Raw genomic sequence first — 14827 nt, 5'->3', positions numbered from 1 at the left:
TTCGAAATACGATTCCCTACTCCCTACTCCCTACTCCCTACTCCCTACTCCCTCACACCCGGTCCTTCGGCTGGATCGATCGCGTCACCTTGTACGCGCGGTTGCCGCGGTGTTGGCCTAGCTGGCCGATGAACTTGCGTTTGCCTTCGACGGTCAGCGCGAGCGGCGAAGTGGCGGGTTTGTCGGTGAGGATGAGGTCGCCGACCTGGAGGTTGACCAGGTCGTGGAGGGTCATGGTGGTGTTGGCCATGACGGCGGAGACATCGACTTGCGCCGAGTCGAGCGACCCGGCCATGCGTTCGCGGAGCTGATCGTCGCGGGTGAGCTTCTTGTAGCTCGACCAGGATTGGCTGCTGAGCTTGTCCACGACCGGCTCGATCACGGCATATGGGATGCACAGGCTCATCGTGCCCGCCCGGCTGCCCATCTTCAGCTCGAAGCCCACCACGACGACCACCTCGTTGGGCGGGACGATCTGGACCAGCGCGGGGTTGGACTCGGTCTCTTCGAGCTTGAAGTCGGCCTCGATGATGTTGGCCCAGGCCTCGTGCAACGCGGTCATCGCCCGGGCCAGGATCTGACTGACCAGGCGGTTTTCGATCGCGGTCAGCGGACGCTGGGGGATGAACAGCTCGGCGTTGGACCCGCCCAGCAGGCGGTCGATGACGGGGTAGATGATCAGCGGGCTGATCTCGAAGCAGATGTTGCCCTCCAGCGGATCGCAGGACAGCAGATTGAAGCAGGTCGGGTTGGGCAGCGAGTGGGTGAACTCGCTGAAGGTCATCTGCTCGATGTTGGCGACCTTGACCTCCATAATCGTGCGGAGGAAGCCTGAGAGGGCGGCCCCGAAGTTCCGGCTGAACGCCTCGTGGAGGTTTTCCAGGGCCCGCATCTGGTCCTTGGAGACCCGTTCGGGGCGTTTGAAGTCGTAGCTGCGGATTTCGAGGTCTTCGTCGCCGGGGCGGCGGCGGGTGGAAAACACCTTCGCCTCGTTGGACGCTTCCGCAGCGCTCTCGTCGGCATCCACGGCGGCCAGCAGGGCGTCAACTTCATTCTGGTCAAGGACTTCTGCCATTCGTTTCGTCTCAAAAACCGCTGCGGGCCTCGTCGGGAGGGCTTAACGCAAGCGCAGTCTCAACACGGTTTTATCGGGCAACGGGCGTGATCGTCTGCAAATCCGGATTTTTTCGGATTCGTGCAATCAAATCGGCCCCGATCGGCGTTGGTGAGGGTGTGAAGGCGATGTCGCGTGAACCCGAAGACCTGCAGGACCTGCTCCAGAGCGGGTACCGCTACGCCCTGGCGTTGACCCGCCAGCGTGAGGCGGCGGAGGACGTGCTCCACGAGGCGTGCCTGTCGCTGGCCAAGACCGATGGCCCGTGGAAGCGTCGGCTGCTGTTCCGGGCGATCAAGCACCGGTTCATCGACGCCTACCGCCAGCAGCAGCGCCGACCCCAGACGCAGACGGGCGACGAGGCGTATCGGTTCGCTGAGGACGCCCAGGGCGGGGTCCTGGCCACGCTGGTGCAGACCGACTCAGTCGAGGCGGCGCTGCGTTGCCTGAGCGACGACGAACGCGAAGCGGTCCTCCTGGCCTGGGTCGAGGGGTACACCGCCCGAGAGACCGCCAAGCAGCTCGGCCGACCACGCGGCACGGTGCTCAGCCTGCTGCACCGGGCCCGCAAGAAACTCCGCGACCGCTTGGGTGAGCCGGCCGCATCCGACCTCCAGACCTCCAGCAGAAGAAAGGCGGAACAATGAACGATCATGAACGCCAATCCGACGTCCGCGACGAGGTCCGCGCCTACTACGAATCGCAGACGCTACGCCCCGAGAAGTTGAACCAGATTCTCGGGGACATCGAAGCGACATCGCCCGGACGCGGGCGGCCTGGGGGGGCTGCCCGTGGTCTGGCATTCTGGGCGGGGTCGCCCAGGGGCATGGCCCTGGCGGCGGGTTTGCTGCTGGCGTTGGTCCTCGGCGGTGTATTCGCGTGGCCCGGCGGCGAGGGGTTGACCCGTGTGGTCGCCCAGGAGATTGCGCTGAACCACAATAAGACGCTCAAACCCGATTACGAAGCCGTGGTCTTTTCCGACCTCTCGCTCATGAGCGACAAGCTCGGCTTCACCCCGATCGAGCCCGCCTCGCTCGCCGAGCGCGGCCTGAGCCTCCAGGGCGGGCGTTACTGCTCGGTGCAGGGGTGCATGGCCGCGCAGCTCCGCGTGGTGGATGCCGACGGCGGGGCGTACACGCTCTACCAGGTCCGCCCCGATGAGCGCCTGGCCCAGCTCGACCCCGCAACCGCGACGGTCGACGGCGTCGACGTCGAACTCTGGACCGAGGCCGGGCTGGTCATGGGCCTGGCCCGCTCGCGATGAATTTTTGACTCGTACTTCTTTCAACCTTTTTCTGGAGACTCAAGATGAAGCGGATCAGTGCAATCGGGATGTTGGCCTTGGCGATGATCGTGGTGGGCGCGTTGAACGTGTCGACGGCGGTGGCGGGCGACGCGGATGAGAAGAAGAGCGCTAAGGCCGAGCTGGTCGTGGTCAAGTTCCACGCGGACTGGTGCGGCTCGTGCAAGGCGATGGGCGACACCTTCGAGGACCTCACCACCAAGCTCGACAGCGAGCCGGTGTTGTTCGTGAACCTCGACCAGACGACGACGCCCGGCCGAGAGCAGGCGGGCTACCTCATGAACGCCATGGGCGGCGGCGAGGTCTGGGACGAATTCGGCGGAAAGACCGGCTTCATCCTCGTGATCAACCCCAAAGACATGAGCGTCGCGGCCAAGCTCACCAAAGACATGGGTTTCAAGGACATGGTCAAGGCCATCAACGAAGCCATGCCGTCGGCGTAAACCCACACGACATCGATCTCGCCCGTCGGGGTAGCCCCCGGCGGCGCGTTTTGGGCGGACTCGAATTCACTGCACCGGGTCGGGGTGGGCTAGGATGGGAAGAAGGCTTGCCATGAACTATCACTCCCGATTCATCTTCTGCCTCGCCGTGCTTCTTCTGCTCGGTTTCGGCGGAGCAAACACGTCCGGCCAGACCCTGGACTTTGGGCTCCTCGAGCCGAGCCAGCCTGTGACCGCCGAGGCGGTGATGATCGCGGGCCAGACCCACACCGGCAGCCCCACAGCGATTGCGGTGGTGATCGACATCGCCGACAAATACCACATTAACCCCGATCCGCCCCGCAGCGGCCCCACGTGGTTCCCCGGGCAATACCCCACAACCCTGAAACTGATCGATCCCCCGGCGGGCGTTCAGGTCGGCCAGGTGCAATACCCCGAGCCCAAGCCCTACGCGGTGGAGTACGCCGACCAGGACATCCTGGTCTACGAGGGCCAGGTGGTGCTCTACGTCCCGCTGCTGCTGAGCCCGGAGGTCGAGGCGGGGACGTTGGATTTCAAGCTTGAGCTCGAGGTGCAGGCTTGTGACCCGAAGGTGTGTCTGATGCCGGAGGTGATTGAGCTTTCGACGTCGATCGAGGTGTTACCCGTTGGTACCGAGCTCGCTGAATCTGATCAAGCGACTCAGGACCTTTTCGCTGGTTTTGATCCGGCGGGTTGGGCGGCGATAGGTGAGCCCCTTGATGTGCCAGAACCAACGCAAGTAATCGAAGATAACTCGGCTGAGCCGTCGGATCAATCGATGCCCAGCGGATGGTTGGCTCTGTTTCTCTTTCAGAAATTGGCGGTGGCGTTGGCTGCGGGTTTTATTTTAAATTTTACGCCTTGCGTCTTGCCGGTGGTGCCCCTGAAAGTGATGAGCCTTGCGCAGCACGGCAACGCCGCCGGGGGGCGTAAACGAACGATTCTGCTGGCGCTGGTCATGGCGTCAGGCATCATCGGCTTCTGGCTGGTGATCGGTGGGGCGATGGTGGTTTTCAAACAATTTGACACCATCAGCAAGCTTTTTCAGAACCCCGAATTTAATCTTGCTGTGGGGGTTGTGATTGCGGTTTTGGCCGTCTCGATGCTGGGTGTGTTCACGATCAATCTGCCGCGTGCGGTCTACCAGATAAACCCAACCGGAGATACGGTGACGGGATCTTTTGGTTTTGGGATCATGACCGCCGTGCTGGCGACACCCTGTGCCGGCCCTTTGATGGGGGCTGCGGTCGCGTGGGCAACACTGCAGGGTGTCGTGACCGTGCTCTTGGTGTTTGCGGCTTTGGGCCTTGGTATGGCTTTGCCATATCTCTTGCTGACGCTGTTTCCTGAACTCGTCAACAAGATGCCCAGGGCCGGGGCGGGAAGCGAACTGCTCAAGCAGACCATGGGCATCCTGATGCTCGCGGCCGCGGCATTCTTTTTAGGCGTGGGCATTGTCGCCTTGACCTCCGACGGCACGCAAGCCAACAGCCAACTGCATTGGTGGTTCGTGGGGGCTTTGGTGGCGGCGGCGGGGATTTGGCTAATCCTGCGGGGGGTGACGAAGGTCTGCCAGACCTCGGGTGGGCGGCGTTTCGTGTCGGTTTCCGGTCTGTTGTTGATCGCCTCTGGGGTTTGGCTTGGTGCCGCAAATGCCTGGCCAGATACGGCACGGGGGAGCGCAGCGGGCGACGAATTGCTTGATGAAGGGATCCCGTGGATTTATTACACCCCGGACCGGCTCGCCGAGCAGCAAGACGCGGGGCGTGTCGTACTACTCGACTTCACCGCCGAGTGGTGCCTCAACTGCAAAGCTCTGGAAAAAGCCGTGCTCGAAAGCGATCGGATTACCGCGTTGCTTCGCGAGCCTGGTGTTGCTCCGGTGAAGGTCGATATCACATCCCGCCGTAACGTCGACGGGAACAACCTGCTCAAGAAGATGGGGCGCGTAACGATCCCGCTGCTGGTGGTGCTGGACGGACAGGGCAACGAGGTGTTCAAGGCCGACTTCTACACCATCGATCAGGTGGCCGACGCGATCGAGCGTGCCAAGGCCTGGGGTGAGGTTGCGATGCGGTGACTGACCAACTCAGAGTAGGGTTACGGGAAAACTAACACTCGACACCACCCCCTAGCCCGGCCACACTATCGGCATGAGCCTGCAACCCAAGATCCAACAACTCGGCCTCACACTCCCGCCTGTGCCCGCGGCGGTCGCGAACTACCGCGTCACCAACGAGAGCCACTTCACCCTGTACATCAGCGGCCAGCTGCCCAAGACCGACGACGGGAGCCTGCTGGCGACCGGCAAGGTCGGTGGCGAAGTCGATCTGGACACCGCCAAGCAGTGTGCCCGGCAGTGCGTGCTCAACGCCCTGTCGGCGATCGAATCGGAGCTCAGCGGGCACCTGACGGGCAAGTTCCAGCAGGTGGTCCGCGTGGGCGTGTTTGTCGCCAGCACGCCGGAGTTTACGGATCAGCACCTCGTGGCCGACGCCGCCAGCAGCCTGCTGCAGGAGGTCCTGGGCCCGAAGGGCAACCACGCCCGCTCCGCGGTGGGCTGCGTCTCGCTGCCGCTGGACGCCCCGGTCGAGATCGAGATGACCGTCGAGCTCTTCGACGACCGTTTCGAGATGGACTGATCCGTCACGCCCGGCGGCTCGGGGTCCTCCGCGTCTGGGGACCCGTTTTCCGGGCCCGCCCGCTGCGTCCGGTAAATCCGGGGCTTCGGACGGGCGAGGCTTGACGAAAACCGATCCGGGGGAGACACTTACAACTTCCCGGCACCGCGTTCGGCGGGTTGCCCCCTTTGGTTTCTCAGGAGTTTGCATATGGCACGCGCACGTTCAGGCGGAGGCAGCACCGGATCGATCTGGGGCTTGGTCCTTTTTGGGGCTGGCTTCTTCATCTCCATGATCCTCGCCATCGTGTTCTATACGAAGGTTGAAGCCGCTGAACAAGCCGCAGAAGCGGCCCAATCAGAGTTGAATTCGGTCCGCAATAGTGCCGACAGCAACGACCCCGCCTACACCGCGCTGACTGCGGAAGGCTCGGGGACGGCCGTCCGCAAGCTGCTTAACGCCGTCGGCGAGCGTGACACCCAGATCGGTGTCCTGCAGAGCGATCTCGGGGCCCAGACGAATGCCCGGAACGCGGCCGAGGCCCAGCTTCAGACCCAGACCGAGGCCACCCAGAAGGCCCAGGCCGACCTCCAGCAGACCGTTGATGCGAAGGACGCCCAAGCCAAACAGCTCACCGCTCAGGTGACCGCCCTGGAATCCACGGTCAGCGCGATTTCCCAAGAGAACACCAACCTCAAGTCGCTGATCGATTCCTCGATCGAAGATGTGGTCGATAACTACGACGCCCAGATCAACGAGTGGAAGAAACGGACCAGCGATGCTCAGGCCGAGGCATCCGCCAGCGAGCGGACGGTCATCGAGCTGCGTGAAACCATCGAAGTCCTGCGTGGCAAACGTCCCGAAGACATCCCCGTGACCCTGGCCGACGCCACCGTCGTGGCCCAGATCCCCGACCAGAACAAGATCTATCTCGACATCGGCCGCGACGCGAACCTACGTTTGGGCATGGCCTTCCAGGTCTATGATGCTGGCGACGTGGTCAAGATCGAAGACCCCCAAGCCGAAGGCAAGGCGGTCGTTGAGGTGATCAACATCAACTCCAACAGCGCCATCGCCCGCATCGTGCAACGCAAGCCCCGTGCGGTCGTGAACGACGGCGACATCCTGGTCAACGTCGTCTACGACCCGAACCGCCTCTATTCGTTCCATGTTTTCGGCCAGTTCGACCTGAACTACGACGGCGACCTCGATGAGAACGGCAACGACAAGGTCCGTAGCCTGGTGACCCGTTTCGACGGCCTGATCTCCGAGGAACTCGACTACGCCACCGACTACCTGGTGCTGGGCATCGAGCCCGTGCTGCCCGATCGCCCCGAGGACGAACTCGACCTCATCAAGATGCGTGAGTTCCGCACCGCCCTGGAAAACTATCAGGCCTACCAAGACCTGATCTCCAAGGCCCGCGAATTGGGTGTGCCGGTGCTCAACCAGAACCGCTTCCTCGACCTGATCGGTTACTTCGAACGCTGAAGCCACGCGGCGCGGGTGCCTGACACCGGCCCGCCTCAGGGACTGATTCCATGGCCCAGAGGGGACCGGTCTACGAAAAGGTCGAATACCTCCTCGCCCGTCTGCTGGCGACTGCCGTCACCGGGTTCGAGGTCGAGCAGAGCCAGAAGACCGCCCGGTTCATCGGGGCGCAGCTCGACCGCTTCGACGTTAAACACCGCAAGCGGGCTCAGCACAACATCCGTCTGTGCTTCCCCGACTGGACCGATGATCAGGTCCGGCTCTGTGCCAAGAAGTCGACGCAGCACCTGATCCAGCTCGCGTTCGAGACCCTCCACACCCCGAAGGTGCTCAACGCCGACTCCTGGCCGAACCACATCAAGATGGTCAACCTCGGCCAAGCGATCGATCTGCTCAATTCCGATGGCCCGACCATCCTGCTCACCGGGCACCAGGGCAACTGGGAAGTCCTGGGCTATCTTTTGGCCCTCCTGGGCTACGACATGGACACGATCGCCCGGCCGTTGGATAACAAGCTGATCAATGATTGGCTGCTGGGCATCCGCGAGAAGCAGGGGATGCGGATCGTGACCAAGTTCGACGCTACGGAGCGGATGGTCTCGGTCCTCGAGCAGGGCGGGGCGTTGGCGTTTACCGCCGACCAGAACGCGGGGGACAAGGGCATCTTCGTGCCGTTCTTCGGGCGTTTTGCGAGCACCTATAAATCCATCGGGCTGTTGGCGATGACCCACAACGCGCCGATCGTCTGCGGCTACGCCCACCGCATCGGCCAAGACTTCAAGTTCGAGATGGGCATCACCGACATCATCCGCCCGGAAGACTGGGAGGCCCAGCCCAACCCGCTCTATTACATCACCGCGCGGTACTGCCGGGCGTTTGAGACCATGGTCCGCGACCGCCCCGACCAGTTCCTCTGGAGCCACCGCCGGTGGAAGAGCCGCCCCCGCCACGAGAAGAAGGGCCAGCCCATCCCCCGGGCGTTGCGGACCAACCTTGAAGGTCTGCCGTGGATGACCGACGACCTCATGCGGCAGCTCGAAAACCCGCCCCCGGAATACACGGCCTGAACCGGCGCGGCGGCGGGACGACTCGGGGATTTTTCCTGCCCGGCTTGACCGGGGCAGGGAGCTGGGCATAATCCGGCGTCCGCGGGTTTTTCCGGTACGGCATCGGGGGTATCGTTTCCGTGCCGGGTGCGGACCGACCGGGTCCCGATCCCGCCCCCCGATTGAGCGTGCCACACAAGGGCACGACAGAAAGAGATTCACCATGAGCGACCAAGACGAACCGCTGCGCCTGAAAGACAAGAAGATCCTGGTGGTCGACGACGACCCGGAGATCCGCGCCGCGATCGACCACGCCCTGCAAGCCGAAGGCGCCCTGACCCAGGTCTGCGGCGACGGCAACTCCGCGGTCCGTATCTGTGAAGGCGACCCGCCGGACCTGGTGGTGCTGGACATGATGCTGCCCAAGCGCTCGGGCTTCCTGGTCCTCGAAAAGGTCAAGAAGTTCGAGTCGGCACCCCGCGTGATCATGGTCACCGCCAACGAGGGCAAGCGCCACCAGCAGTACGCCGAGAACCTCGAAGTGGACGGCTACCTGCTCAAGCCCGTTCGGCTCGAACGCCTGATCACCCTCGCCGAAGACCTGCTCGGCGGCGATTGATCCCCGCCAAGTCGGCTTGACCGGTAGCTCGATACAGCCCCGACCGTTAATTCCGCCCTCCAACTTTTGAACACTCAGGACGCCCCTCCGCGTCCGAGGCGTTATCGATTGTCTTCCGGGGGGTGACCCTGCGGTTTATAATCGTTTATCCCTCAAGCCATCGGATCGCTTGGGGCAAGCGATTCATCCCCCGACGTCCGGAGCCCGCCATGCTTCCCATTCCGATCCGCGATCGTGTTGCCAAGTGGTTGTTGGCTGCCTGCTTGGTTGGGCTGTTGGCCGTGAGTGGATCGGCGAACGCCGAGGTGACCCTCGTCCGACTCCAGACCGACGACGGCAATGTCTACCGCGGGGAGTTGATCCGGCAGACCGCCGAGGTGGTGGTGCTCAACGTGGAAGGCATCGACGCCTCGTTCGACCAGGAAGACATCGCGGTATTCGAAATCCTCGAAAGCCCGGAGCAGCTTTACCAACGCCGACGTGCGGAATTGGCAAAGGATGACCTTGCCGGCCGACTGGCTCTTGCGCGAGAGATGCGGGACCTCGACGCCTTACGTTGGGCCAAGCTGGAGTTGATGTCGCTGGACCGCGATTTCCCGGAGCACCCGGTGGTGCGTGACGAGCTCGCGATCGTGGAAGCCCATCAGCGGCTGGCACAGACCCGGGCCGACGACGCAGATAATCCTCGCCGAGACCTGCCCCGACGCCCCGAGCGACGCGGCGAGGTCGAGGGGGATGAGTTTCTTTCGTCTCGGCAGATCAACCTGATCAAGGTCTACGAGGTGGACCTCTCGACCGAGCCGAGGATCGTTATCTCCGACGAAACCCTCGATTCGTTCTTCCAGAAATACAGCGACAACCGCTTGGTGCCCACCGGGCGTCGAGACCGCGGGGCGTTCAAACGGCTGGACGGCCACGAGCAGCTCGACCTGATGTTCCGGGTCCAGGCCCGCGACCTCTACGACCAGGTGGACGTCCGGCAGGAGCCGACGCCGCTCGCTCGGTTCCGACGCACCGTGAACCCGCAATACGTCGCACGCTATTTCGCGCCGACCTTCGGGCACGGCGAGATCCCCGGCCTGTCGCTGTTCAACAAACGCCCCGAAGACGAGGCCGAGGCGTACACCAACTTCTACCGCCTGACCCAGTTCCGCTACGAGGGCACCCCCATGATCGACCGGGCCAACCCCAAGCTGTCGCTGATGCTGCAGTGGGGCCTGGCCCGCGAGTCGGCCCGTTTCCCCGCCCCCGACATCCCGGGCTGGAAGCCCGCCTTCAGCTCGACCGACGACACGGAGTACCAGCGTTACGTCGACTGGATCGATTCCCTCTTCAAGGAAGACCTCGACTACGGCATCACGCCGGCTCTGTCCGACGAATTGGAGTGAACCTAGGGCTGATAATTACGCGTTGGCCCCGCTCCCGTGGCCGTGGTGAAATATCTCGGATTCCGGGGCTGGCGAGCGGGTTTTGGGCGTCTCGGCGGGCCAGGCGCGACGCGGTTAGGGATTCGGCGGGGAAATGACGGCTGGGCTGTTGCGGGGGGGCGTGATGCGTTATCCTATGACGTTCCAACGATTAACCCTCTGCAGTCTTGTTTCATCTGATTCGTACGAAAGGGCTTGCCGCGTGACCCGACTGAAATTTTTGATGCTGGCCGGATCGATTTCGCTGACCGGGGCGATGGTGGGGTGCGATGAACAGATCGCTCAGACCGCCAAGGCCCGTGCCGAGTTGGGCGAAGCGATTACCGTCCTCGACGAGGCCGAGCAGGGCTTCGCGTACGGCGAAGGCGACTACAGCAAGGCCCGGATGGACCTGTTGTCTGAGGCCGAGTCCAAGCTCAAGGCCGTGATCGCTCAGGACGTGGACCAGCTGGCCAAGTCCGGTGCACACCGCCTCCTGGCGGGCGTGAGTTCGTCCAAGGCCAACGCCTCGATCGACAAGGCCGCCAAAGGCTTCACCCAGATCAACGGCCAGAGCGCCGGGTTGTTCAACCAGCTCGGGACCGTTCAGCGGATCAACGCTCTGATCGTGTCTCGCACCGGTGACGGCGGCGAAATCATCGCAGCCCTCGACGAGGGCCAAGGCCTCATCAAGCAGAGCAAGGCCGCGGTCAACGCCAGCCTCGCCGAGCTCTCTGTGCAACGTGAGGCGGCCACGCTCAACGCCGAGAAGTTCAACGGCCAGGCGGCCAGCCACCTGACGCGGGCCCAGGAGTTCGAAGAGCAATCGCGCGTCGCGCCCAACGACGAGGTCAAGCAGGAAGTCTTCACCAAGGCGTACTCGGCTGAGATCGACGCCCAGGAAGCACAACGCCTGGCCCAAGAACAAGAAATCACCGCCAAGCTCGTTTCGGAGCAGATCGCTTCGCTGAAAAAAGAAATCGAGCTTTGGGACAAGATGTCCGCCCAGTTGACCGAGCTCAAGAAGCGGGTCGAAGCAGAAGGCGCTGCGGCCGCGCGTGACCTGGATTCGGCTGGGGGCGAGCGTGTGCTGGGCATGACCAACGTCGCCGAGGGTGTCGACCTGCTGGTCGGGCTCTACAACGATAATGTCGATGCCAACCTCGCTGCTGCGACGGCGGGCATGAACGATGCGATCTCCCAGCTCGATTCCGCCATCCGCTTTGCGGACGCGGCCGACAGGAAGACGCTGCGTTTTGAACAACTCGGTGCCAAGGCCGAGTTGGCGGGTGTGCTCAGCCGCCACGCCAACTACGCCGGTGACTTCAGCCAGATGCTGGCCTCGGTCCTCGAAAGCCCCGCGGTGGCAGGCGCACCGGCTGCGGCCGAGTTCCAGAGCAAACGCGACCAGTACGCCAACCAGGCCGCCGAGCTCGCCAAGCAGGCCCGCGAAGTCATCACCGACGGCCTCGCTCAAACCGAAGAAATGACCGGCGAAGACGTCGTCGGGCAGGCCACCCAGGGCTTGGCCCAGGCCTTCCGTACCTATGGCGACCAGCTCAACTAATCACCGGTGCCATTCAAGACAAACGACAACCGGCGGCGAGCCATGACTCGCCGCCGGTTTTGTTTATGTGTTAAGTGTTCGCTGTCAGTCGGCGTGATCACCCGAGGATCTGCAGCTCCGCCAGTGCGATCGAGGTGTCTTGGGAAAACTCGAACACCTTGTCCAGGCTCGCCGTCAGGAAGACCGACCACACCGCATCGGTCGGACCGGCGATTTTGACCTTCCGGCCCTGATCGGTGGCGAGCTTTCGGATCTCCAGCATCTGCGAGATATTCGAGCTGTTCAGAACCGGCACTTGGGACAGGTCGATCACCACATGCGGTGGTTCGTCCGCGGCGGCGTATTGGGTTTTGAGGACTTCGATCTCTTCGGAGAACGAAGGTTCCTGTGACATCTGGCTCACCCAGATCTGATCAGACCATTTTTGCAGCGGCATACGGATTCCTCATTCAAACGGGTCGGTGGGTGAGGGGAACTATTCGTCGGTGGACTCGGTGTCTTCGGTAGAAGCTGAGCCGTTGTCGGAAGGCCCGGAGTCGTCCTGGTTGTCTTCGTCTTTGACCCGGGCCACACCGACGAGCTTGTCGCCGGAGGCCAGGCTGATGACGCGGACACCCGCCGAGGCACGTTTGGTCTGGCGGACGGTCCCGGCGTTGATGCGGACGATCATGCCGTTGACCGTGATCAGCATCAGGTCGTCGGCCTCGGTAATGCGACGCAGAGCGACCACGTTGCCGTTGCGGGCGGTGGTCTGGATGTCGCGTCGGCCCTTGCCGCCGCGTCCCTGCGGCCGGGTGCTGCCGTCTTCGGATTGGACGAGGTACTCGATCAGCGGGGTCCGCTTGCCGTAGCCGTTTTCGGTAACGGTCAGTAGGTCGGCCGCGTTGTTCTCGGGGGCACAGCGGATGACGCCGACGACCTTGTCGTCCTTGGACAGGTCGATGCCCTTCACGCCGCTGGCGTTACGGCCCATCGCCCGTGCGTCCTCGGCCTGGAAGCGGATGGCCATGCCCGACGCGGTGCCGAGGAGGATGTGGTCGTCTTCGCTGACCCACTTCACGCCGACGAGCGAGTCGCCGTCGCGGAGGTTCAGCGCGATCAGGCCCGAGCTGTTGACGTTGCGGTAGTCCGCCAGGGCGGTGCGCTTCACCAGGCCGTTGGCGGTGGCGAACAGCAGGAAGTCTTCGCCCTTCTCGAAGTCGGCGATCGGCATGAACTCGACCACCCGCTCGCCGTCCTGCAGCTTGATCATGTTCACGATCGCCCGGCCGCGGCTGGTGCGCCCGGCCTCGGGGATGTTGAACACCTTGAGCTTGAAGACCCGGCCGGTGTTGGTGAAGCAGAGCAGGTCGTCGTGCGTGCTGGCGACGAAGACTTCTTCGGTGAAGTCGTCTTCCTTCGATTTCGAACCGATGACGCCCTTGCCTCCGCGGCCCTGAGTCTTGTACTCGGCCGAGGGTAGACGCTTGACGTAGCCCGAGTGGGTGATGGTCACCACGACCTGCTCGACCGGCGTGAGCGCGGCCATGTCGAGGTCGTTGGCTTCGCCGTCTTCGATGATCGTGCGGCGGGGGTTGGCGTGTTTGGCTTTGAGATCGGCGATCTGTTCGAGGATGATCGCCTCGACCCGCTTGGGGTTGGCCAGGATGTCTTCGAGGTCTTCGATCTCGCCGACGAGCTTGGTGTAGTCGTTGACGAGTTTTTCGATTTCGAGGCCGACCAACTGGATCAGTTGCAGGCGGCCGATGGCCTCGGCTTGGACGCGGGTCAAGACGGTTTCGTTCTCCGCCGTCACCTCCAGCAGCCGCTGGGGGATCTTCGGGGCATACGGGTGGCTGGAGGGGATCTGGAAGCCGCGGGCCATTAATTTTTCGATCGCCTCGTCGCGGGTCGTCGACTCGCGGATCAGCCGGATGACTTCGTCGATGTCGCAGACGGCGTAGATCAAGCCCTCGATGCGGTGGGCTTCCTGCTGGGCCTTGTTGAGCAAGAACGCGGTCTTGCGGCGGATGACCTCGACTCGGTGGTCGAGGTAGCAGTCGATCATCTGACGCAGGCTCAGCGTCCGCGGTTGGCCTTTAACCAGCGCGATGTTGATCATGCTGAAGGTCGACTGCAGCGGGGTGAGGGCGTAAAGCTGGTTTTCGACGGCCTCGGGGGAGGCGCCGCGCTTAAGCTTGATGACCATCCGCATGCCGCCGCGGTTCGACGACTCGTCGACGATGTCGGCCACGTCTTCCAGACGCCCGGCCTTGTTCATCGCCACGATCTTGTCGATCACGCCGTTGACCTTGCTCACCTGGTAAGGCAATTCGGTGACGACCAAGCGGTCCTGCTTGCCCACGGTCTCGTGGTGGATCTTCGAGCGGACGGTGACACGGCCGCGGCCCGTGCGGTACGACGCAGCGATGCCCGCTCGGCCCATGATCGTGCCGCCGGTGGGGAAGTCGGGCCCGGGGATGATCTGCATCAGCTCGGGCAGTTCGATGTCGGGGTTGTTCACCACGGCGGTGATCGCGTCACACACCTCGCCGAGGTTGTGCGGGGCGAGGCTGGTGGCCATGCCCACGGCGATGCCCAGGCTGCCGTTGACCAAGAGGTTCGGGAACTTGCCGGGCAGGACGGTGGGCTCCTGCATGACGCCGTCGTAGTTGTCCTGCCAGTCGACGGTGTCGAGCTTGAGGTCTTCGAGCATGTCCGCGGCGGGCGCGGCCATGCGGGCCTCGGTGTAACGCATCGCGGCGGGGGGGTCGGGGTCGACGCTGCCGAAGTTGCCCTGCGGGTCAACCATGGGGTGGCGCATCTTCCAGTCCTGGGCCATGCCGACGAGGGCGGCGTAGACGGATTGGTCGCCGTGGGGGTGGTAGTTGCCGGTGGTGTCGCCGACGATCTTGGCGCACTTCCGGTGCTTGCTGCCGGGGCGGAGATTGAGGTCGTTCATCGCCACGAGGATGCGGCGCAGCGACGGTTTGAGCCCGTCGCGCACGTCCGGCAACGCCCGGTCCACGATGGTCGACATCGCATAAGTCAGGTAGCTGTCGGCCAGCTCGCGCTCGATCGCGAGGTCCTGGACCTTGCCGCCGATCACGGGGCCGTCGCCGATGCCCTCAGCGGGGGTTTCGTCGGGGTTCTGATCGTCTTCGGGCAGGTCGGTGGGGGGCGTTTCGGCCATGAATCAAGGGTTCCAACAAGGGGC

The 14827-nt window shown here is 63.4% G+C and carries 13 protein-coding genes; 10 read left to right on the top strand and 3 right to left on the bottom strand.

What is annotated here, in order from left to right:
* Window positions 1–52: 52 nt before the first annotated feature.
* Window positions 53–1075 carry a flagellar motor switch protein FliM gene (gene fliM, locus HNQ40_RS00820; RefSeq protein ID WP_184675421.1) on the bottom strand — a complete coding sequence of 341 codons (1023 nt, stop codon included), beginning with the start codon at window positions 1073–1075 and terminating at the stop codon, window positions 53–55.
* Between the two features lie 167 nt (window positions 1076–1242).
* Here fliM and HNQ40_RS00815 point away from each other — a divergent pair, with 167 nt between their 5' ends.
* From HNQ40_RS00815 to HNQ40_RS00770, 10 genes are all read left to right on the top strand, one after another.
* The gene (locus HNQ40_RS00815; protein WP_184675418.1) at window positions 1243–1761 is read left to right on the top strand and encodes an RNA polymerase sigma factor; all 519 of its coding nucleotides are present in this window, start codon (window positions 1243–1245) and stop codon (window positions 1759–1761) included.
* A complete protein-coding gene (locus tag HNQ40_RS00810; protein ID WP_184675416.1) occupies window positions 1758–2378 on the top strand; it encodes a hypothetical protein in 621 nt (206 codons plus the stop codon). Before HNQ40_RS00815 ends, HNQ40_RS00810 begins: the two co-directional genes overlap by 4 nt.
* Before the next feature lie 44 nt (window positions 2379–2422).
* Window positions 2423–2860, top strand: a complete 438-nt coding sequence (locus tag HNQ40_RS00805; RefSeq protein WP_184675414.1) for a thioredoxin family protein — start codon at window positions 2423–2425, stop codon at window positions 2858–2860.
* A 229-nt stretch (window positions 2861–3089) separates the two neighbouring features.
* On the top strand, window positions 3090–4961 hold the full coding sequence (locus HNQ40_RS00800; protein ID WP_184675412.1) for a protein-disulfide reductase DsbD family protein: 1872 nt from the start codon (window positions 3090–3092) through the stop codon (window positions 4959–4961).
* A gap of 73 nt (window positions 4962–5034) precedes the next feature.
* Entirely contained in the window at window positions 5035–5523 is a 489-nt protein-coding gene (locus HNQ40_RS00795; RefSeq protein WP_184675410.1) for a RidA family protein, read from the top strand.
* Window positions 5524–5712: 189 nt separating this feature from the next.
* Window positions 5713–6993 carry a hypothetical protein gene (locus tag HNQ40_RS00790; protein WP_184675409.1) on the top strand — a complete coding sequence of 427 codons (1281 nt, stop codon included), beginning with the start codon at window positions 5713–5715 and terminating at the stop codon, window positions 6991–6993.
* A 50-nt stretch (window positions 6994–7043) separates the two neighbouring features.
* Window positions 7044–8060, top strand: a complete 1017-nt coding sequence (locus HNQ40_RS00785) for a lysophospholipid acyltransferase family protein (RefSeq protein ID WP_184675407.1) — start codon at window positions 7044–7046, stop codon at window positions 8058–8060.
* Between the two features lie 202 nt (window positions 8061–8262).
* On the top strand, window positions 8263–8658 hold the full coding sequence (locus HNQ40_RS00780; protein WP_184675404.1) for a response regulator: 396 nt from the start codon (window positions 8263–8265) through the stop codon (window positions 8656–8658).
* 281 nt (window positions 8659–8939) lie between these two features.
* Complete coding sequence (locus HNQ40_RS00775) at window positions 8940–10046, top strand: hypothetical protein (RefSeq protein ID WP_221435316.1); 1107 nt, start codon at window positions 8940–8942, stop codon at window positions 10044–10046.
* Window positions 10047–10287: 241 nt separating this feature from the next.
* Window positions 10288–11631, top strand: a complete 1344-nt coding sequence (locus HNQ40_RS00770; RefSeq protein ID WP_184675400.1) for a hypothetical protein — start codon at window positions 10288–10290, stop codon at window positions 11629–11631.
* Window positions 11632–11728: 97 nt separating this feature from the next.
* On the opposite strand, the gene HNQ40_RS00765 is transcribed toward HNQ40_RS00770, so the two are convergent.
* Window positions 11729–12067, bottom strand: a complete 339-nt coding sequence (locus HNQ40_RS00765) for an STAS domain-containing protein (protein WP_184675398.1) — start codon at window positions 12065–12067, stop codon at window positions 11729–11731.
* 39 nt (window positions 12068–12106) lie between these two features.
* Window positions 12107–14803 (bottom strand): DNA gyrase subunit A, encoded by a 2697-nt coding sequence (gene gyrA, locus HNQ40_RS00760; RefSeq protein WP_184675396.1) that lies wholly within the window; start codon window positions 14801–14803, stop codon window positions 12107–12109.
* Window positions 14804–14827: the final 24 nt, after the last annotated feature.

Source organism: Algisphaera agarilytica, from assembly GCF_014207595.1.
Lineage (GTDB): Bacteria > Planctomycetota > Phycisphaerae > Phycisphaerales > Phycisphaeraceae > Algisphaera > Algisphaera agarilytica.
This window is presented reverse-complemented; position numbering and strand designations above follow the sequence as displayed.